Here is a 19,624-nt window from a genome sequence, read left to right as displayed (position 1 = left end):
GCAGGATGAGCACCGCCGTGTCGAACCCGGTCCTGGAGATCCGCGACCTCACCGTCCGCTACGGCGAGATCGAGGCGGTGCGCGGGCTCTCGTTCGTGGTCGGCACGGGCGAGGTCGTGACCCTGCTGGGCTCCAACGGCGCCGGCAAGTCGACCACCCTCAAGGCGATCTCCGGCCTCGTGAAGCCGGCGGGCGGCAGCATCCTGCTCGACGGGCAGCCGCTCCACGGCCTGAAGCCCGAGGCGATCGTGCGCCTCGGCGTCGCCCACGTGCCCGAGGGGCGCCGGGTCTTCCCGGGGCTCACCGTGCGCGAGAACATCATGCTCGGCGCCTCGAACCGGTCCGGCGTCCCGAAGCGCGCCCTGCGCGACGAGGTCGAGGCGATGTTCGAGCTGTTCCCCGACATCCGGCGGTTCGGCGACGCGCTCGGCTGGACCCTGTCGGGCGGCCAGCTCCAGATGGTGGCGCTCGCCCGCGGCCTGATGGCCAAGCCGCGGCTCCTGCTGCTCGACGAGCCCTCGCTCGGTCTCGCCCCGGTGATCGTCCAGGCGGTGTTCGCGATCATCGCGGAGGTGCGCCGTCGCGGCACGACGGTGCTGCTGGTCGAGCAGAACGCCCGCATGGGCCTGTCGGTGGCCGACCGGGGCTACGTGCTGGAGACCGGCCGCCTCGTCCTCGAAGGCGACCCGCAGGCGCTCTGGGCCAACGACGACATCCGCGCCGCGTATCTCGGCGGCCGCGCCGCGGCGGGCAGCGCCGCCTGACGCCGCAGCCCGGAACCGCCCCGACTGGGCCCGGTTTCACCGGCACAGTCCCGAAGGCGCGGTGAGGCCCCTCGTGCGTGATCGCAAGCCAGCCTCCCGGCGCCGCCTGCTGCAAGCCGGAGGCGCGGCCGTGACGAGCGCGATGCTCGGAATTCAAAGTGCCTCAGGCGCCGAGGCCGACCCCAAGCAGCCGGCCGAGACGCCGACGGGCCGCCGCGCGAAGAGCCTCGATACCGATTACTTCAAGGGCATGTATGCCACGGAGTCGGATCCGTGGCGCTTCGCCACGAGCGCCTATGAGCGCGACAAGTATGCGGCCACGCTGGCGGCCCTGCCGCGGGCCCGCTACGCGTCGGGCCTCGAGGTCGGCTGCTCGATCGGCGTGTTCACGCATCAGCTTTGCCCCCGGTGCGACGCGCTGATCGGGCTCGACGTTGTGCCGTCCGTCCTGGACGACGCCCGGGCGCGCTGCGCCGATTGCCCGAACGTGCGCTTCCAGCTCGCGGCCGTCCCGGGCGCATGGCCGGACGGGCGGTTCGACCTGATCCTGATCTCCGAGGTCGCCTATTATCTCGACCGCGCCGACCTTGCCCGGCTGGTCGCCCGGGTGGCGGGCTCGGTGCTTCCCGAAGCGGACATCGTGCTGGTCCACTGGCTCGGCGTCACCCATTACCCGCTCTCCGGCGACGAGGCGGCGGAAGGCTTCATCGCGGGCGCCCAAGGTTTTGCGCGGGTCCTGAAGCAGTCGCGAACCGCCGAGTATCGGCTGGACGTCCTGCGGGCGTTCAAGCCCGCTCCCTGACAGGTGTGATCGCGCGCGGCCCCGGCCTCACCGCGGCGGCGCCCTGCGCGCCGTCGTCCGCTCCCGCGCCGTCGCGATGCCGTACACGAGGAGGCCGGCCAGCATCAGTGCGAGCCCCGCAAGGGACTGCAGCGGCCGGACGGTCACGAGGTGGACCAGCATGAACAGCGTCACCGACAGGAAGATCATCGGCGTCACCGGGTAGCCCCAGGCCCGGAACGGCCGCGGCAGGTCGGGCCGGGTGATCCGGAGCTTGATCAGCCCGATCACGGTTAGGAACGAGCACAGGATCAGGCTGAACTGGATGAAGTCGAGCACCGCCTCGAAGCTCTGGGTGAACAGCAGGATGGTGGCGATGCAGGCCTGAAGGAGAAGCGCTGCGCCCGGCACCCCGCGCCGCGAGCGCCGGGCGAACAGGCGCAGCAGAGCCACGTCCTCGCCCATCGCGACGGTGACGCGCGGGCCGATCCACATCATCGCGCCGATCGTCGGGATCAGCCCGGCGCAGATCAGCCCGCCCACGATGCGGCCGCCCACATCGCCGAAGACGTGACGGCCGGCGATCACGGCGACCTCGACCTGACCGGCGAGTTCGGCGGCGGGCGTCGTGTAGAGGAACACCGCGTTCAGCGCGATCGAGAGCGCGACGACGAGGCCGGTCCCGAAGAACAGCGCCCGCGGCAGGCTGCGCGGCGGGTCGGCGAGTTCGCCGACGATGTAGGTCGCGGCGTTCCAGCCCGAATAGGCGTACATCACGAAGACGAGGCTGATCGCGAAGCTGGCGCTGACGACCTGCGCCGGATCGAACGAAGCGGGCGAAAAGCCGATCGCCTGGCCGCCCCCACACGCGAAACCCGCCCCGATGAAGGCGACGATCAGCGCCAGCTTCAGCAGCGTGAACCCGATCTGGAACGCGCTGCTGTGGCGCGTACCCCGCAGGTGGACCAGCGAGACGATCCAGATCGCCGCGAGGCCGAGCAGGAGCGGCGGCGCCCCGGGCAGCACCGCCTTGCCGTACTGGCCGAGCGCCATGGCGGCGAGCGCCACCGGCGCGGCGAAGCCGACAGTGCCCGAGAGCCACCCGGCCATGAACCCGATCGCCGGGCTGTAGATCTGCGTGAGGAGGTTGTACTCGCCGCTGGAGCGGGGAAACATCGTGGCGAGTTCGGCGTAGCAGAGCGCCCCGCACAGCGCGACCACGCCCCCGACGAACCACAGCAGCAGCAGCGTGAAGCCGGACGGGATGTCGGCGACCTGGAAGCCGAGGCTGGTGAAGACGCCGATGCCGATCATGTCGGCCACGACGATGGCCGTCGCCGCCAGCGTGGAGACGGTCGGGGCGGCTTTGGCAGCGCCGGATCGGTCGGTCATGACGTCGGCCCGTCGCGGCCAGCCGCCGGGACGGGGGGCCTCGGCGCACGACCGGACCGCGTCGGCACGGTCCCGCCATCACCGTGCTAGCCGCGTTGCGAATCGCAGTCACGCGGATGCAGGCCCCGAAGGTGCCGAGGCGTCCGTTTGCCGCGCGCAGAGGGCTTCGCGGTCGGTGCCGCGCTGCCGACGGAAGGACTGGAAATTCAAGTCCCGCATCGTATGGATCTGTGGGAGCTGTTTCGAGTGGTGCCGCTGTCGCGCACCATGAGCGAGGCGCCGCTGCCGGAACGATCCCCCGCCGCCGACGCGCGGCCCTCGCCGACGGATATGACGCTATGAGCGACACCCACGACCGGACCGCGCTGGTGACGGGGGCGGCCCGCGGCATCGGACTTGCTGCCGCGAGCCGGTTCCTCGCGGACGGGTGGCGCGTCGCCCTCCTCGACATCGACGGCCCGGCCGTGGAGGCCGCCGCCGCCGGGCTCGGCCGGCCGGAGGCTGTGCTGGCTGTCACCGCGGACGTCTCCGACCCGCAAGCGGTCGCAGGCGCGATGCGGCAGGTCGCCGACCGGTTCGGGCGGCTCGACGCGCTGGTCAACAACGCCGGCATCGCGATCTTCAAGCCGCTGATGGAGACCACGTTCGACGATTGGTCGCGGGTGCTCGCCGTGAACCTGTCGGGGCCGTTCCTGTGCACGCAGGCGGCCGTCCCGCTGCTCGCCGAACGTGGCGGCGCGATCGTGAACATCACATCGATCTCGGGCCTGCGCGCCTCGACGCTGCGGACCGCCTACGGCACCAGCAAGGCGGCGCTGGCCCAGCTCACGAAGCAGCAGGCCGTCGAGTTGGCGCAGTTCGGGATCCGGGTGAACGCGGTCGCCCCGGGGCCGGTGGACACCGCGATGGCCAAGGCGGTCCACAGCCCGGAGATCCGCGCCGACTACCACGATGCCGTCCCCCTCGGGCGCTACGGCCTGGAGTCGGAACTCGCGGAGGCGATCGTGTTCCTCTGCTCCGAACGGGCCTCCTTCGTCACCGGCCAGCAGCTCGCCGTCGACGGCGGCTTCGAGGCGACCGGCATCGGCCTCAAGACCCTGCGCGGCGAACGGGGGGACTGAGCGGCACCCCCGGCCCTCTCGCCGCGGGGGCGGCGTCGCCCAGTCGGGCCGGCCCGGTGGTCTGCGGGACGTCCTTCGGGCAACGTCTTGGCCCCGTGAGGACCCCGTCTGTCGCAGCGCATCAACTTCGGATAAAATCTACACGCATGCCGAGGTGCCGATGCCCGATCCGACGTCTCCGTCCCCCGCCACCGATCGCCTGCGCCACAAGACCGTCTCGGCCGCGGTCACGGAATCGCTGCGTCAGCGCATCCTGAACGGTGAGTTCGCGCCCGGGATCCAGCTGCGCCAGGACGCGCTGGCGGAGGAGTTCGGCATCAGCCGCATCCCGGTCCGGGAGGCGCTGCTGCAACTGGAGGCGCAAGGGCTGGTCAAGATCGTGCCGCATCGCGGGGCGGTGGTGGCCGGCCTGTCCGTCGAGGAGGTGGAAGACATCTTCCGCCTGCGCGAACAGCTCGAACCGCCGCTGCTGGCGCTCTCCGCACGCCGCTTCGGGGCGGCGGATTACCGGAGGCTGCGCAGCCTCACCGACGGGTACGGCGCGGCCCTCGAGGCCGGCCAGGTCGATCGGTGGGGCGAGCTGAACCGAAGCTTCCACCTCGATCTGCTGCGCTACGCCGATCGCCCCCGCTCGCTCAGCATCGTCTCCGCCCTGCTGCAGGATTGCGACCGCCCGACGCGGCTGCAGCTGTCCGCTTCCGGGGACACCGCGCGTGCCGATCACGAGCACACACAGATCGTGGCGCTCTGCGAGGTGGGCCGGATCTCCCAGGCGGCCGAACTCTTGCAAGCGCATATCGCGCACGCCGCCGTATCGCTGGTGGCGATCTACCGGAACGCCCAGGCCGGGTGAGCCCGCCAAGGCGCGGATGTCGCCACACAGGATGCTTGACGCGGATGCAGATTTTATACAATCTACAGCAATGGAGCCGGCGAGGGTGTCGTGGCTGAGCACGCATTGGTGACGGAAGGGCTGACCAAGGCGTTCGGAGGCTTCACCGCCGTCCGGGACGTCGACTTCGCGGTCCGCCGTCACGCCATCCACGCGCTCATCGGCCCCAACGGCGCCGGCAAGACCACGTTCTTCAATCTGTTGACCAAGGTCCACACGCCGACCGGCGGACGCATCCTCTACGAAGGCACCGACGTCACGCACGAGAGTTCGGCGGCGATCGCCCGGCGGGGAATCGTGCGCTCGTTCCAGATCTCGGCGACTTTCCCGCACATGAGCGTGCGTGACAATGTCCGCGTCGCGCTCCAGCGGCGATTGGGGACGCAATATTGGTTCTGGCGCTCGATTCGCTCGTTGTCCGTGCTCGACGACGAGGCCATGGCGCTTCTGTCCGATGTCGGCTTGGCGGATTACGCAGACACCAACGCCGCCGATCTCTCCTACGGGCGCAAGCGCACCCTCGAGATCGCCACGACGCTCGCCCTCGATCCGCCCCTCCTCCTCCTCGACGAGCCGACCCAGGGCATGGCCCTCGACGATGTCGACCGGATCAAGCGGCTGATCCGGCGGATCGCCGTGGGCCGCACCATCCTGATGGTCGAGCACAACATGTCGGTGGTGGCCGACCTCTGCGACGCGATCACCGTGCTCCAGCGCGGCGAGATCCTCGCCCAGGGCAGCTACGCCGAGGTCTCCAACGATCCCGGCGTAAAGGCGGCCTATCTCGGAGGCGGACATGCCTGAGGTAGATTTGCCCGAAGCCGCCATCGCCCTGGAGATCCGCGGGCTCGAAGCCTGGTACGGCGAGAGCCACGTCCTGCACGGGATCGACATCACGGTGCGCGAGGGCGAGTGCGTGACCTTGCTCGGCCGCAACGGCGCTGGCCGCAGCACCACGCTCAAGGCCATCCTCGGCCTGACCGATCGGCGCGCCGGCTCGGTGCGGGTGCGCGGGCAGGAGACGATCCGGCTCAGCACGCACCGGGTCGCCCGGCTCGGCCTCGGCTACTGCCCGGAGGAGCGCGGCATCTATCGCTCGCTCACGACCCAGGAGAACCTCACCCTCCTGCCCCGCCTCGGTCCCGGCGGAATGTCGGTGGCCGAAGTGCTGACGCTGTTCCCGAACCTGGCCGAGCGGGCCGACAGCGGCGGCGGCCGCCTCTCGGGCGGCGAGCAGCAGATGCTCGCGCTCGGCCGCATCCTGACCACGGGCGCCCGCATCCTGCTGCTGGACGAGATCACCGAGGGCCTCGCCCCGGTCATCGTCGAGGCGCTCGGCCGGGCGGTGGCCCTGCTCAAGAGCCGTGGCTTCACCATCGTGCTGGTCGAGCAGAACTTCCACTTCGCCCGGCATCTCGCCGACCGCCACTACGTGATCGAGCACGGGCGGGTCGCGGCCGAGATCCCGGCGGACGCGGTGGCGTCACGGGAGGCCGAGGTCGGGCGCCTGCTCGGCCTCTGAGCCTCATCCCGAAAGGTGCTGCCGGCTTTCGGAAAACGACGATGCGCAGACAAAGCTCCGGCAGGGGCGAGTAATCCGGACGAACAGGAGGCGGGAACATGCGGTCACGGTTCATCGGTTACGTTCTCGGCGCGTCGCTCGCGTCGGCTCCCCTGTCGATCCCCTTGCCGGCGCTCGCCGCCGAGGCGATCAGCGACGGCGTCGTCAGGATCGGCATCCTCAACGATCTGTCGGGCATCTATTCCGACTTCACCGGGCGCGGCTCGGCGGTGGCGGCGCAGATCGCCATCGACGAGATGGGCGGCAAGGTGCTGAACGCCCCCGTCGAGCTCATCGCGGCCGACCACCAGAACAAGCCCGACATCGCCGCCAACCTCGCCCGGGAATGGTTCGACCAGGGCAAAGTCGACATGATCGCCGACTTCCCGACCTCCTCGACCGCGCTTGCCGTGATGGAGATCGCCAAGCAGAAGAACCGGGTGACGATGCTCTCGGCCGGGGTCGCCATGGCGGCGATCAACGAGAAGTGCTCGCCGCTCAACGCGCAGTGGATGGTCAACACCTACGCGCTCGCGGCCGGCACCGCCAAGGCGCTGCTGAAGACCGGCCGCAAGACCTGGTACTTCGTCACCGCCGACTACACCTTCGGCCATTCCCTCGAGAAGGACGCCTCCGCCATGGTGGAGGCCGAGGGCGGCAAGGTGCTGGGCGTCTCGCGCCACCCGTTCCCGGGGGGCGACTTCTCCTCCTTCATGCTGAAGGCGCAGGGGAGCGGCGCGCAGGTGATCGCGCTCGCCAATGCCGGCAGCGACACGATCAACGCCGTCAAGCAGGCCGCCGAGTACGGCATCGGGCGCGGCGACAAGCAGGTGATCGCCCCGCTGCTCACCTACATCACCGACGTTAAGAGCCTCGGGCTGGCCAAGGCCCAGGACATGTACCTCACCGAAGCCTTCTACTGGGACTACGACGACCGCTCGCGCGCCTTCGCGGAGAAGTACTTCGCCAAGATGAAGCGCATGCCGAGCGCGTCGCAGGCGGCGGTCTACTCGGCCGCACTCAGCTACCTGAAGGCGATCGAGGCGGCGAGCACCGACGAGGCCGGCGCCGTGATGGGCAAGCTGCGCACCATGACCATCGACGACGCGGTGATCCGCAACGGCAAGCTGCGCACCGACGGCGCCCTCGTCCACGACATGCTGCTCCTGCAGGTGAAGAAGCCGGCGGAATCCAAGCGCGACTGGGACTTCTACAACGTCCGGGCGGTCCTGAAGGGCGACGACGTGTTCCCGAAGCCCTCCGATGCCTGCCCGCTCAACGCCAAGGGCTGAAGCAATATCGCGCAAGGGCGCGCACCGGCCTCCGGGATGGCGCGCGTCCCCTCCCCGGTGTGGCAGCGGACTACAGAGGGTTGCATGGCGGGCGCGGTCACATCGTCGCCCGTAGAAAGCGAAGGTCCCTTCTCCCGAGCGGGAGAGGGACAGGGTGAGGGATGCGACATCTCCGGAAAGACCTGGCCCCTCACCCCAACCCTCTCCCGCTCGGGAGAGGGGGCACGTCGAGCCCTGCAAGAGCGACCGTGTCTCGACCCTGCGTAGCCGTAGCCCTGGTGGCGCATCCCCGAAAAGACCGTCCGACCCCTCCAACCCGCCGGTGACCCCACGATGGACATCACCTTCCAGGCCTTCATGGCCCAGCTCACCATCGGCCTGATCGGCGGCTGCTTCTATGCCCTGCTGAGCATGGGGCTCGCGATCATCTTCGGGCTGCTCAACATCATCAACTTCACCCACGGGGCGCAGTTCATGATGGCGGCGTTCCTGGCCTGGATCGGGCTGACCCAGATCGGGCCCTGGCTCGGCTATCCCGATTTCCAGATCAGTTTCTGGGTCGCGCTGGTTCTGGCTCCGCTCTGCGTCGCCCTGTTCGGCATGGTCATCGAGCGCACGCTGCTGCGCCGGCTCTACCATCTCGACCACCTCTACGGCCTGCTCCTGACCTTCGGGGTGGCGCTGGTGATGGAGGGGGGCTTCCGATACGTGTTCGGCGTCTCCGGCCAGGGCTACGAGCCGCCGGAGATCCTGCAGGGGCCGGTCGATGTCGGCTTCATGCTGCTGCCGAAGTACCGCGTCTTCGTGGTCGTGGCCTCGCTGCTGATCTGCTTCGGCACCTGGTACCTGTTCGAGCGGACCAAGCTCGGCGCCTACCTGCGCGCCGGAACCGAGAACCCGCGCCTGCTCCAGGCCTTCGGCATCAACGTGCCGGTGATGATCACCCTGACCTACGGGTTCGGCGTGGCGCTGGCCGGCATCGCCGGGGTGCTGGCCGCGCCGATCATGCAGGTGACGCCGCTGATGGGCGGCAACCTGCTCAACATCGTCTTCGCCGTGGTGGTGATCGGCGGCCTCGGCTCGATCCTCGGCGCGATGATGACCGGCCTCGCCCTCGGGCTGATCGAGGGGCTGACCAAGGTGGTCTACCCGGAGGCCTCGACCGTGGTGGTCTTCGTCATCATGGCGCTGGCCCTGCTGGTGCGCCCGGCCGGCCTGTTCGGCCGCGAAGTCTGAGGGGAGCCGATGTCGAACACCTTCAAGATCGTCCTCGTCCTGGTCGCGCTCGCCCTCGCCGTCCCCTTCGTGCCGGGGCTGATCTACCCGGTCTTCGTGATGAAGGTGATGTGCTACGGGCTGTTCGCCTGCGCCTTCAACCTGCTCCTGGGCTTCACCGGGCTCGTGTCCTTCGCGCACGCCGCCTTCCTGGGCAGCGCCGGCTACGTCACCGGCGCCCTGATGATCCGCTTCGGCAACCACCCGCTGGGGATGCCGGCGGCCTTCGTGGCGGGCGTCGCCGCGGCGGCTCTGGTCGGCTTCGCCATCGGCGGCCTCGCGATCCGGCGGCGGGGCATCTACTTCGCGATGATCACCCTGGCGCTCTCGCAGATCGTCTATTTCCTGGCGGTGCAGATCCGCTGGACCGGCGGCGAGGACGGGCTCCAGGGCATCCCGCGCGGCAGCCTGTTCGGGCTCGACCTCACCTCCGACACGGTGATGTACTACGTGACGCTGGCGCTGTTTTCGGCGGGCTTCCTGTTCGTGGACCGCGTGGTCCACTCGCCCTTCGGCCAGATCCTGCAGGCGGTGCGGGACAACGAGGCGCGGGCGACGTCGCTCGGCTACGACACCGACCGCTTCAAGCTCCTGGCCTTCGTGATCTCGGCGGCGGTCGCCGGCTATGCCGGGGCGATGAAGGCCCTGGTGTTCCAGCTCGTCTCCCTCAACGACGTCTCGCTGCACACCTCCACCGAGGTGGTGCTGATGACCCTGCTCGGGGGCGTCGGCACGATCTTCGGACCGCTGCTCGGGGCCGGGCTCGTGGTCGGGCTGCAGAACTACCTCGCGACCATCGGCGACCTCGTGACCGTGGTGATCGGCCTGATCTTCATCGTCTGCGTCTCGTTCTTCCGGCGGGGCGTCGTCGGCGAGTTCTTGCACTTGCGCCGCCGCCGGGCCGAGCGGGGCAAGACGCGCCCGGTCCCGACCGCCACCCGCGCACCCGCCCCGGCCGCCGAGGCGGCCTGAGCCGCGCCTCCTGCCCCGACGGGCAGGCCGATTTCGCCGCCGCGCCGTGCCAGGCGTGGGCGAAGCCATGGCCGCGCGACCCGAGCGCGGCACTGTTCAAACCGTTGACACAAAAGGAAATTCGACCATGTGGACCGGTGTCATCCCCGCCGTCACGACCAAGTTCAAGCCCGACGGCAGCCTCGACCATGCCGAGATGGAGCGCTGCTTCAGCCTCCAGATGGACGCCGGATGCGACGGCATCATCGTGTGCGGCTCGCTCGGCGAGGGGCCGATGCTGACCCAGGACGAGCGCATCGACGTGCTCAAGCGGGCTCAGTCGGTCACCAAGGGCAAGCCGACCCTGCTGACCGTGTCCGAGGCGGGCACCCGCGAGGCCTGCGACCTCGCCGCCAAGGCGGCCAAGGCCGGCGCCAGCGGCCTGATGGTGGTGCCGAGCCCGATCTACCACACCGATCCGGCCGAAACGGTCGAGACCCTGCGGGCCGTGGCGGCCGCGGGCGACCTGCCGGTGATGATCTATTCCAACCGCGTCGCCTACCGGGTCGACGTCACGCCCGAGATCATGGAGGAACTGGCCGCGGATCCGCGCTTCGTGGCCATCAAGGAATCCTCCGACGACATCCGCCGCACCACCGAGATCATCAACCGGCTCGGCGACCGCTACGCCGTCCTCACCGGCGTCGACAACCTCGCCCTGGAAGCGCTCGCGGTCGGCGCCTGCGGCTGGGTCGCCGGCCTCGTCTGCGCGTTCCCGGCGGAGACGGTCGCGATCTACCGGCTGATGCAGGTTGGGCGCACCCAGGAGGCGCTGGCGATCTACCGCTGGTTCCGGCCGCTCCTCGACCTCGATGTCTCGACCTACCTGGTCCAGAACATCAAGCTCGCCGAAGCCCTCGCGATCAACTCGACCGAGCATGTGCGCGGTCCGCGCAAGCCCCTGTCCGGGGCGCGGCGGGCCGAGGTCGAGGCGATCGTGCGCAAGGCGATCGAGAGCCGCCCCGCCCTGCCCGCAATCGCCTGATCGCGGGCGGCGGGACCCGGGTTCGGCTCAGCGGCCGATCCCGGTTCCGCCGCCGATCGGGGCGACCGCGTTCGGCCCGGTGTTGGGGGCCGGCGTCGCGGCCTGATTCCGCTGGATCTCCATCCGGAGCGTGTTGCCCTGCGTCGTCTGCTCCTGGCGCAGGGACCGCAGCTGGTTGTTGTTTTCCATGGACTGGTTCGCAGCGTTGGGATTGTTCTGCTGCACCTGGGACAGGACGGGGGTCGCGAGAAGCGGCGACAGGCAGAGGCCGGCGAGGAGGATGGCGCGCATGGTCAACTCGGGCGATCGATGGGGTTACCGGTTCGACGCGCGCGTCCGCCGCCAAGTTCCGCCGATCTGAAGCCGTCTGGCCGGCGGCGCCTTCGCGGGACACCGCTCAGCAGCCGATGCAGACCCGCGGATCCCATTTCGGCAGAGGCTTCAGCGGTGGCAGCACCCTCTGGACGGGGGCCGAAATGGTCACGCTCTGCTTGGGAAGCACGACCGCGGTGGTCCGCCCGTCAGGGGCGGCGACCGCGATATCCTGAGCCGGCTCGCCCCCGGCGGGGCGGGCGATACTGCCGGTCAGATCGCGATCCACCGCCCGGGCCGAGCCGAGGCTGAGCGAGACGGCGAGGCCGGCGGCGACGAGGCGGATGACGGTCACGGGAAACTCCGCCGGCACAACGGTATGCGGGAGGCGGGGTTCGATCGCCCGTCCCGGTCTGCCGGGCGGTGTATCGCGTTCCGATCCCGGCGTCCGCCGTGACGGCGCCGCGCGTCGTGTCAGGATCGTCGCGGGCGTACCGACGAGGCCGGCAGGATCGTCGCGTGCCAGCGGTTGTCGTCCTGAGGCACCCACGGCCGCTCGACCGGGTGTTCGGGCAACCGGTACTCGACGCGGATCGGCCCGACCGGTAGCCCGCCCTGCAGCGCGAGTGTCTGCGGCGGCGGGCGTTTCGCCAACCGGACCGGGAGCGCCCCCGCCGCGAGCCGGCGCCGGTCGTGCCGATGAAGCCGGGCGTAGCGCTTGCGCATCTGGACAAGTCGTATTTGGGCGAGCCGCATCTTGGCGCGTCGCGATTGGGCGAGCCGCACCTTCGCCCGAGGCCGCCCCGAGGCCGTCGCGAGGCGGGTCGGGCGCTGCGCCAGCTTAACCAGGCTCGGCTTGTCGTAGCTGACCGGCGCGACGCGGTTGGCCACCGTGATGCAGCCGGTGCAGATCGAGCCCGAAAGCTGCTGCCACCTCTGTTGCTGTCGCTCCGCGATGAGCGCGCTGCGATCGACCGGCGGGCGGGGTTGTTCCGCGCTTCGGCCCGCGGGAACGGCCGCAACGATCGAAGGCGACAGGACGGCGAAAGCAGCAAGCGCCGCCATCAGGGAATGTGCAACGCTCTTCATGACCCATCTCGGCGGCTGTCCGGAGCCGCCAAGCTTCTCGTTGCCGTGCGGGCGCCGCCGAGCAAACCGTTTTCTTGAAGAGTCGGTATTCAATACGCAGGTCGCGAGCCCGGTCTTGGACCGGCCCTGCCGGCGATGCTTCCGTCCGGACGGGTTGAGCGGACCGAGATTATCGCGTGATTTCCCGTTATCTACAAGTATTGTTTATTTATTTAGAAGTCTCAATTGGCCATGTGGGTTGGACATATGGCTTAATCCGTGGTTAACATAGGGTCCTACGGCGGTGATTAGGGCTGCGGCATCGCATCAGGGCGATCATGATCAATGTTAAGCGGATTGCGGTCCTAGGCATGCTGCTGTCGGCGGGAGCGTGCTCGCGCCTGCCGAACGTGCCGACGGCCTACAGCGCGTTGCCGCGCACCCCGGCGTCCGTCGCCGCGGTGCCGGTGGTCGCAACCCCGGAGGCCCCCGCCGAGGCGGTCGCCGCCCTGCCGCGCATCGTCATACCGGGGACCATGACGATCCCGGTCCCGGCGTTCGAGCCGCGGGGCCTGAACCCGGGCGCAGCCCTGGACTCGTCCCGGCGCAGCCGCCTGGCTTGGGAGGCGTTGCGCCCCGCCGACCTCCTGAGGCCGCCGGTCCTGGCGGCGGGCCGGTCGGCCCCGTCGACGATCCCGGCGCAGACCTACGACCGCGACGCGGCGATGGAGCGTCTCCTGAAAGGCGGCCACGCGGCCGCGAGCGGGATCTGCTCAGGCTGCTGAGCCTGCGACGCCGCGCGGGGCATGGTTAGCCGACGGCTTCCGAAGGTCCTGCCGGTTTACGCGCCGTTAATATGTCGTCCCCAAGTTGCAGCGAGCGACCCGAGGGAGGCGTGGCATGGGTGTCTTGAAGGCTGAAGACGAGCAGGCTGTCGATCGCCTGACCCTGCGGCTCCTCCAGGACGCCTATTGCGACCTCGCGGCCGTGCTCCGCGGGGCCCAGCCCGCGGCGGCCGCGGCCATCCTCGCCGTCATGGAACAGCGCGTCACCGACGTCCTCACCCGGATCTGCCAGCAGGGCTCGGAGGGTCCCGCCTCGGCGGGCATCGCGATCGCCGTCGGCGAACGGGTCGGCGAGATCATGGATCAGGCCCATGGCCGCGATGGGCAGGCGGCGCTGGCGGCCTGAAGCCGGCTCATCGCAGCGCGGGCCCACCTGAAGGTCCGCAAAGATCCTTCGGCCATTGCCAGCGCCGTCATTGCCGGACCATCCTGCCGCGGATGCGTCCGCCCGTCCCCCTGTCCGCCGTCCGGATCTTCGAGGCCGCCGCGCGGCGGCGCTCGTTCAAGGCGGCGGCGGGCGAGCTGAACCTGTCGCCGAGCGCGGTCAGCCACGCCGTCCGCAAGATGGAGGAGACGCTCGGCGTCGCCCTGTTCGAGCGCAACGGGCAAGGCATCACGCCGACCCCGGCCGGGGAGGCCCTGTGCGACCATGTCGGCCGGGCCTTCGCGGAGCTGAACCGCGGCCTCGACCTCGTGGCGAACCGCGGGCCGCAATTGCTGCGCCTGCACTGCGCCCCGAGCTTCGCCGCGCAGTGGCTCGTCCCGCGGCTGGCGCGTTTCCTCAGCGAGCATCCGGGCTTCGAGGTTCGGCTGGCCGCCGGCATGGACTACGCCCGCTTCATCACCGACGAGTTCGACGCCGACATCGTCTACGGGCCACCCCGGGGCGAAGGCCTCGTCCGCATGCCGCTCGGGCTCGAGACGGTGACGCCGCTCTGCGATCCCGAGCGTGCCGCCCGGATCGCCGGCCCCGCCGACCTGTTCGCGCAGACGTTGATCCAGAGCGACAACAAGCAGGTGCGCTGGACCCATTGGTTCGAGCGCAACCGGCTGGCCGCGCCGCCCACTGCCGCGATCCGCTTCGACCGGAGCTTTTTGGCCCTGGCCGCCGCCGCAGACGGGCTCGGCGTGGCGCTCGAGTCGACCCGGCTCGCCGAGCGGGAGATCGCCGCCGGCCGCCTGGTCGCGCCGCTCGCCGGGCGGGCGGAGGACATCGGCTACGTCGGCCACCATTTCGTCTGCCCGGCCGATGCCCGCCGCCGGGCGCCGCTGCGGGTCTTCGCCCGCTGGCTCGCCCGGGAACTCGGGATCGATCTCGCCGCCGAGCTGGCCTGACACGCACCCGCAGGTGAATCCCATTCATCTGCGGGTGCAGGATTCGCGTTTGTCGCGGCCGGTCTCACCGGGCCAATGTCGCCCCAACGAACAAGACGCGAGGAAACGTCACCGCGAGGCCGCCGATCTCCGGATCGCGGTCGCCGGCCGGCTTCAGCCTCCGTCGCGACGACAGGCTTCGATCCCGCACGCGCGCGGATCGCCGGGAGGGTCCCATGCTGTTGAACGATCGGGTCTGCGTGATCACCGGGGCGGCCTCCGCCCGCGGCATCGGGAAGGCCACGGCGCGCCTGTTCGCCCAGTACGGCGCCCGCATCGCCGTGCTCGACCTCGATGCCGGCCAGGCCGAGGACGCCGCCCGCGACCTCGGCGCCGGCCATGTCGGCCTCGCCTGCGACGTGACCGACCGGGCCGCCTGCTCCCGGGCCGCCGAGGAGATCGTGGCCCGACTCGGGCGCATCGACGTGCTGGTCAACAATGCCGGCATCACCCAGCCGCTCAAGATCATGGATATCGCGCCGGAGAACTATGACGCGGTCACCGACGTGAACCTGCGCGGCACCCTCTACATGAGCCAGGCCGTGATCCCGGGGATGCGCGGACAGGGCTCCGGGGCGATCGTGTGCATGTCCTCGGTCTCCGCCCAGCGCGGCGGCGGCATCTTCGGCGGCCCGCATTACAGCGCCGCCAAGGGCGGCGTGCTGGGCCTCGCCAAGGCGATGGCCCGGGAACTCGGCCCCGACGGGATCCGGGTCAATTCCGTGACGCCCGGCCTGATCCAGACCGACATCACCGGCGGCAAGCTCACCCCCGAGCTCAAGGTCGAGATCGCCAAGGGCATCCCGCTGGGGCGCCTCGGGGTGGCCGACGATGTGGCCAACGCCTGCCTGTTCCTGGCCTCCGACCTGTCCGCGTACATCACCGGCGCGGTGATCGACGTGAACGGCGGCATGCTGATCCACTGAGGAGCACGCCATGACGTCTCCGTCCCCGACCGAACGGCCCCGCGCGGGGTCCAACGTCCCGCTCGGCGAGCGCGCCTACCACATCCGCCGCCATGCCCTGCGCATGGGCGAGGTCCAGGGCCAGGGCTACATCGCCCAGGCGCTGGGCATCAGCGACGTGCTGGCGGTGAGCTACTTCCACGCCATGACCTACCGGCCCGAGGATCCCGAATGGGAAGGCCGCGACCGGTTCCTGCTGTCGATCGGCCACTACGCTATCGCCCTCTACGCGGCGCTGATCGAGGCGGAGATCATCCCGGAGGACGAGCTGACGAGCTACGGCGGCGACGACAGCCGCCTGCCGATGTCGGGCATGGCGGCCTACACGCCCGGCATGGAGATCACCGGCGGCTCGCTCGGCCACGGGCTCGGGATCGCGGTCGGCATGGCGCTGGGCCTGAAGCGGAAGGGCTCGAAAAACTTCGTCTACAACCTGTTTTCCGACGGCGAGCTCGACGAGGGCTCGACCTGGGAGGCCGCCATGTCGGCGGGCTCGTTCAAGCTCGACAACCTGATCGGCCTCGTCGACGTGAACGGCATGCAGGCCGACGGCGCCTCAACGGGGGTGCTCAATTTCGAGCCGCTGGCCCCGAAATTCGAGGCGTTCAACTGGTTCGTGCAGCGGGTCGACGGCAACGACATCGACGCGCTGGTGACGGCCTTCGACGCCGCCCGGAACCACCCGGGGCCGCAGCCCCGGATCATCATCTGCGACACGCGCATGGCCAAGGGCGTGCCGTTCCTGGAAGCACGTGAGCGCAACCACTTCCTGCGCGTCGAGCCGGACGAGTGGCAGCGCGCGCTGGCGATCCTGGACGAAGGGAGGGTGCGGTGAGACGCTCGAAATACGAGAAGCCCGCCCCGCGGGAGGGCGGCAGCCTCAAGACCTCGGCGATGATCGCCTCGCTGGCCGCCCCCGGACAGCGCACCAAGGCCGCGCCGTTCGGCCACGCCCTGGTCGAGCTCGCCAAGACCCGGCCCGACATCGTCGGCCTGTCGGCGGACCTGTCGAAATACACCGACCTGCACATCTTCGCGCAGGCCCATCCCGAGCGGTTCTACCAGATGGGGATGGCCGAGCAGCTCCTGATGAGCGCGGCGGCCGGGCTCGCCCGCGAAGGCTTCACGCCGTTTGCCACCACCTACGCGGTGTTCGCGGCGCGGCGGGCCTACGACTTCATCTGCCTGGCGATCGCGGAGGAGAATCTCGACGTCAAGATCGCCTGCGCCCTGCCCGGCCTGACCACCGGCTACGGCCCGAGCCACCAGGCGACGGAAGACCTCGCGATCTTCCGCGGCATGCCCAACCTCACGATCATCGACCCGTGCGACGCCCACGAGATCGAGCAGGTCGTGCCGGCCATGGCCGCCCACAAGGGGCCGGTCTACCTGCGGCTCCTGCGCGGCAACGTCCCGCTGGTGCTCGACGAGTACGGCTACACGTTCGAGCTCGGCAAGGCCAAGACGATCCGCGACGGACGCGACGTGCTCGTTGTCTCCTCCGGTCTGATGACCATGCGGGCGCTGGAAGTGGCGGACGCTTTGCGCGACGACCGGATCGACGTGGCGGTCCTCCACGTGCCGACGATCAAGCCTCTGGACGAGGCGACCATCCTGCACGAGGCCCGACGTGGCGGACGCCTCGTGGTGGTGGCCGAGAACCACACGGTGATCGGCGGTCTCGGCGAGGCGGTGGCGGGCGTGCTGATGCGCAACGGAACGATGCCGGAGCGCGGCTTCCGCCAGATCGGCCTGCCGGACGAGTTCCTGGATGCCGGCGCCCTGCCGACGCTCCACGACCGCTACGGGATCTCGGCGGCCGCCATGGCGCGGAGCATCCGCGGATGGCTGTGAGCCGCCTCGCCTTCGTCGGCCTCGGCGCCATGGGCCTGCCGATGGCGGGCCACCTCGTCGCCGCGGGTTTTTCCGTCCGCGGCTACGACATCCGGGCGGAGAGCCGCGCGGCGCTGGTGGCAGCAGGCGGCGCACCGGCCGAGACCCTGGCGCAGGCGGCGGACGGCGCCGACGCGCTCCTGCTGATGGTGGTGAACGCCGCCCAGGCCGAGGACGTGCTGTTCTCACACGGCGCCCTCGACGCACTCGCGCCCGACGGGATCGTCGTGCTGATGGCGACCTGTCCGCCGGGGGCCGTGGAGGCCATCGCGGCGCGCGTCTCGGCCACCGGCCGCCGGTTCGTGGACGCCCCGGTCTCGGGGGGCGTCGTCGGGGCCAAGGCCGCCAAGCTCACGATCATGGCCGCGGCCCCGTCCGCGACGCTCGCGGAGATCCGCCCGGTGCTCGATGCGCTCGGCGACCGGATCTTCCCTGTCGGCGAGCGGCCGGGCCAGGGCGCCACCGTCAAGGCCGTGAACCAGCTCCTGTGCGGCGTCCACATCGCGGCCGCCGCCGAGGCGATGGCCCTGGCCGGGCGGGTCGGGGTCGATCTCGCGGTGGTGCTGGAGATCCTCTCGGGCTCCTCGGCATCGAGCTGGATGCTGCGCGACCGCGGCCCCCGGATGCTGGAGGCCGAGCCGGAGGTCACCAGCGCGATCGACATCTTCGTCAAGGATCTCGGCATCGTGCTGGAGGCCGGCCGCAGCGCCGGCGCGGCCCTGCCGCTCGCGGCGCTGGCCCATCAGCTCTTCGTCTCGACATCGGGCCGCGGCGACGGCGCCGCCGACGACAGCCAGGTGGTGCGCGCCTATCGCGCCCTCAACGGGGACTGAACGGGCGGGCACGGGAGCGGTGAAGTGTCGGCGTTCGTGCGCCGCCACGGCTTGTCCCCGCGCCGCTGAGCCTGGATGATCGGCGCCGGAGCAAGAGACGGCGCGTGAGACGCACAGAAGCGGTCCCCCGGATACCAGTACCGGGCCGCGAAGACTGAAGGGACGCACGAATCCACACGACCGGATAACGGCGGGGATCGCGCGGCTCGGGACGACCCAGGGAGTGAAATCATGCGCGACACGCGTTTCAGCCGCCGCAGCCTGCTCGTGGGCGCGACCGCCGTGCCGGTCTTCGGCATCCTGACCCGGCGCGGGCAGGCGGCCGAGTTCTCCTACAAGCTCGCCACCGGCCAGGACCCGACCCACCCGGTCAACGTCCGGGCGCAGGAAGCCCTCGACCGGATCCGCGAGGCGACCGGCGGGCGCCTGGAGATCAAGCTGTTCCCGGCCAACCAGCTCGGCTCCGACACCGACCTGCTGGCGCAGGTGCGCAACGGCAGCGTCGAGTTCTTCAACCTCGCGACCTCGATCCTCGCCACCTTCGTGCCGGCCGCGAGCCTTCCCAACACCGGCTTCGCGTTCAAGGATTACGACGCGGTCTGGTCGGCGATGGATGGCGGGCTCGGCGCCTACGTCCGGGCCGAGATCGCCAAGACGCCGATCCTCACCGTCTCGAAGGTCTGGGACAACGGTTTCCGGCAGATCACCTCCTCGACCCGCGAGATCAAGACGCCCGAAGACCTGAAGGGCTTCAAGATCCGCGTGCCGCCGGCGCCGATGCTGACCTCGCTGTTCAAGGCGCTCGAAGCCGGCGCGGCGCCGATCAATTTCAACGAGCTGTACTCCGCGCTCCAGACCAAAGTGGTCGAGGGGCAGGAGAATCCGCTTGCCATCACGGCGACGGCCCGGCTCTACGAGGTGCAGAAATCCTGCAGCCTGACCGGGCACGTCTGGGACGGCTACTGGATCCTGGGCAACAAGAAGGCTTGGCAGCGCCTGCCGGAGGATCTGCGCCGGACCGTTTCGCATGAATTCGACCGGTCCGGCACCGACCAGCGCGCGGATGTGGCCAAGCTCAGCCTGTCCCTGCGGGAGAGCCTTGCCGCCAAGGGCATCAGCTTCGTCGACGTCGACCGCGCGCGGTTCCGTGAGGCGCTGGGCCGGACGAGCTTTTACCGCGACTGGAAGGCCAAGTACGGGGATGCGGCGTGGGCGCATCTCGAAGACGTCTCCGGCAAGCTGACCTGAAGGACGACCGGC

The 19,624-nt window shown here is 70.1% G+C and carries 23 protein-coding genes; 19 read left to right on the top strand and 4 right to left on the bottom strand.

Going from position 1 to position 19,624, the window contains the following annotated elements:
- The first annotated feature begins 5 nt into the window (after positions 1 to 5).
- Complete coding sequence (locus MFF40_RS03755; protein ID WP_147856343.1) at positions 6 to 764, top strand: ABC transporter ATP-binding protein; 759 nt, start codon at positions 6 to 8, stop codon at positions 762 to 764.
- Between the two features lie 250 nt (positions 765 to 1,014).
- The gene (locus MFF40_RS03750) at positions 1,015 to 1,566 is read left to right on the top strand and encodes an SAM-dependent methyltransferase (protein ID WP_238259781.1); all 552 of its coding nucleotides are present in this window, start codon (positions 1,015 to 1,017) and stop codon (positions 1,564 to 1,566) included.
- A gap of 27 nt (positions 1,567 to 1,593) precedes the next feature.
- Here the strand turns inward: MFF40_RS03750 and MFF40_RS03745 are convergent, their stop codons facing one another.
- Complete coding sequence (locus MFF40_RS03745) at positions 1,594 to 2,937, bottom strand: APC family permease (protein WP_147897956.1); 1,344 nt, start codon at positions 2,935 to 2,937, stop codon at positions 1,594 to 1,596.
- 147 nt (positions 2,938 to 3,084) lie between these two features.
- Between MFF40_RS03745 and MFF40_RS03740 the strand changes: the two genes are divergently transcribed.
- The 9 genes from MFF40_RS03740 to MFF40_RS03700 all read left to right on the top strand — a co-directional run bounded on the left by MFF40_RS03740 (position 3,085) and on the right by MFF40_RS03700 (position 11,074).
- The gene (locus MFF40_RS03740) at positions 3,085 to 3,279 is read left to right on the top strand and encodes a hypothetical protein (RefSeq protein WP_147858045.1); all 195 of its coding nucleotides are present in this window, start codon (positions 3,085 to 3,087) and stop codon (positions 3,277 to 3,279) included.
- Positions 3,276 to 4,058: an SDR family NAD(P)-dependent oxidoreductase gene (locus MFF40_RS03735; RefSeq protein ID WP_147897955.1), complete on the top strand. Its 783-nt coding sequence runs from the start codon at positions 3,276 to 3,278 to the stop codon at positions 4,056 to 4,058. The genes MFF40_RS03740 and MFF40_RS03735 overlap by 4 nt, the downstream gene beginning before the upstream one ends.
- A gap of 160 nt (positions 4,059 to 4,218) precedes the next feature.
- Positions 4,219 to 4,911 carry a GntR family transcriptional regulator gene (locus MFF40_RS03730; RefSeq protein ID WP_147855728.1) on the top strand — a complete coding sequence of 231 codons (693 nt, stop codon included), beginning with the start codon at positions 4,219 to 4,221 and terminating at the stop codon, positions 4,909 to 4,911.
- A gap of 90 nt (positions 4,912 to 5,001) precedes the next feature.
- Positions 5,002 to 5,754, top strand: a complete 753-nt coding sequence (locus MFF40_RS03725; RefSeq protein ID WP_147855729.1) for an ABC transporter ATP-binding protein — start codon at positions 5,002 to 5,004, stop codon at positions 5,752 to 5,754.
- Positions 5,747 to 6,472, top strand: coding sequence for an ABC transporter ATP-binding protein (locus tag MFF40_RS03720; RefSeq protein WP_187278119.1), 726 nt, complete (start codon positions 5,747 to 5,749; stop codon positions 6,470 to 6,472). The genes MFF40_RS03725 and MFF40_RS03720 overlap by 8 nt, the downstream gene beginning before the upstream one ends.
- A 98-nt stretch (positions 6,473 to 6,570) precedes the next feature.
- A complete protein-coding gene (locus MFF40_RS03715) occupies positions 6,571 to 7,803 on the top strand; it encodes an ABC transporter substrate-binding protein (protein WP_147897954.1) in 1,233 nt (410 codons plus the stop codon).
- A gap of 333 nt (positions 7,804 to 8,136) precedes the next feature.
- Positions 8,137 to 9,039 (top strand): branched-chain amino acid ABC transporter permease, encoded by a 903-nt coding sequence (locus MFF40_RS03710; protein WP_147855732.1) that lies wholly within the window; start codon positions 8,137 to 8,139, stop codon positions 9,037 to 9,039.
- A gap of 9 nt (positions 9,040 to 9,048) precedes the next feature.
- A complete protein-coding gene (locus tag MFF40_RS03705) occupies positions 9,049 to 10,050 on the top strand; it encodes a branched-chain amino acid ABC transporter permease (RefSeq protein WP_147897952.1) in 1,002 nt (333 codons plus the stop codon).
- Positions 10,051 to 10,177: 127 nt separating this feature from the next.
- The gene (locus MFF40_RS03700; protein ID WP_147897951.1) at positions 10,178 to 11,074 is read left to right on the top strand and encodes a dihydrodipicolinate synthase family protein; all 897 of its coding nucleotides are present in this window, start codon (positions 10,178 to 10,180) and stop codon (positions 11,072 to 11,074) included.
- A gap of 27 nt (positions 11,075 to 11,101) precedes the next feature.
- Here MFF40_RS03700 and MFF40_RS03695 read toward each other — a convergent pair whose 3' ends face one another.
- From MFF40_RS03695 to MFF40_RS03685, 3 genes are all read right to left on the bottom strand, one after another.
- Positions 11,102 to 11,365, bottom strand: a complete 264-nt coding sequence (locus MFF40_RS03695) for a hypothetical protein (protein WP_147897950.1) — start codon at positions 11,363 to 11,365, stop codon at positions 11,102 to 11,104.
- A gap of 106 nt (positions 11,366 to 11,471) precedes the next feature.
- Positions 11,472 to 11,741: a hypothetical protein gene (locus MFF40_RS03690; protein WP_147897949.1), complete on the bottom strand. Its 270-nt coding sequence runs from the start codon at positions 11,739 to 11,741 to the stop codon at positions 11,472 to 11,474.
- A 119-nt stretch (positions 11,742 to 11,860) separates the two neighbouring features.
- Positions 11,861 to 12,451: a hypothetical protein gene (locus tag MFF40_RS03685; RefSeq protein ID WP_238259704.1), complete on the bottom strand. Its 591-nt coding sequence runs from the start codon at positions 12,449 to 12,451 to the stop codon at positions 11,861 to 11,863.
- A gap of 341 nt (positions 12,452 to 12,792) precedes the next feature.
- Here MFF40_RS03685 and MFF40_RS03680 point away from each other — a divergent pair, with 341 nt between their 5' ends.
- The 8 genes from MFF40_RS03680 (at position 12,793) to MFF40_RS03645 (ending at position 19,612) form a co-directional block, all read left to right on the top strand.
- Positions 12,793 to 13,239, top strand: a complete 447-nt coding sequence (locus MFF40_RS03680; protein WP_238259702.1) for a hypothetical protein — start codon at positions 12,793 to 12,795, stop codon at positions 13,237 to 13,239.
- 115 nt (positions 13,240 to 13,354) lie between these two features.
- Entirely contained in the window at positions 13,355 to 13,645 is a 291-nt protein-coding gene (locus tag MFF40_RS03675; protein WP_147897947.1) for a hypothetical protein, read from the top strand.
- A gap of 92 nt (positions 13,646 to 13,737) precedes the next feature.
- Positions 13,738 to 14,634: a LysR substrate-binding domain-containing protein gene (locus MFF40_RS03670; RefSeq protein ID WP_147897946.1), complete on the top strand. Its 897-nt coding sequence runs from the start codon at positions 13,738 to 13,740 to the stop codon at positions 14,632 to 14,634.
- A gap of 215 nt (positions 14,635 to 14,849) precedes the next feature.
- Complete coding sequence (locus MFF40_RS03665) at positions 14,850 to 15,599, top strand: SDR family NAD(P)-dependent oxidoreductase (protein WP_238259700.1); 750 nt, start codon at positions 14,850 to 14,852, stop codon at positions 15,597 to 15,599.
- Between the two features lie 10 nt (positions 15,600 to 15,609).
- Complete coding sequence (locus MFF40_RS03660) at positions 15,610 to 16,473, top strand: transketolase (RefSeq protein ID WP_187278118.1); 864 nt, start codon at positions 15,610 to 15,612, stop codon at positions 16,471 to 16,473.
- Positions 16,470 to 17,492, top strand: coding sequence for a transketolase family protein (locus tag MFF40_RS03655; RefSeq protein ID WP_147855001.1), 1,023 nt, complete (start codon positions 16,470 to 16,472; stop codon positions 17,490 to 17,492). The genes MFF40_RS03660 and MFF40_RS03655 overlap by 4 nt, the downstream gene beginning before the upstream one ends.
- Positions 17,483 to 18,364, top strand: a complete 882-nt coding sequence (locus MFF40_RS03650; RefSeq protein WP_147897944.1) for an NAD(P)-dependent oxidoreductase — start codon at positions 17,483 to 17,485, stop codon at positions 18,362 to 18,364. Before MFF40_RS03655 ends, MFF40_RS03650 begins: the two co-directional genes overlap by 10 nt.
- A 231-nt stretch (positions 18,365 to 18,595) precedes the next feature.
- Entirely contained in the window at positions 18,596 to 19,612 is a 1,017-nt protein-coding gene (locus tag MFF40_RS03645; RefSeq protein ID WP_238259697.1) for a TRAP transporter substrate-binding protein, read from the top strand.
- Positions 19,613 to 19,624 lie beyond the last annotated feature (12 nt).

The organism is Methylobacterium mesophilicum (assembly GCF_022179445.1).
Taxonomy (GTDB): Bacteria; Pseudomonadota; Alphaproteobacteria; order Rhizobiales; family Beijerinckiaceae; genus Methylobacterium; species Methylobacterium mesophilicum.
The sequence above is the reverse complement of the archived record's forward strand: the minus strand, read 5'-3'. Positions and strand labels throughout refer to the sequence as shown.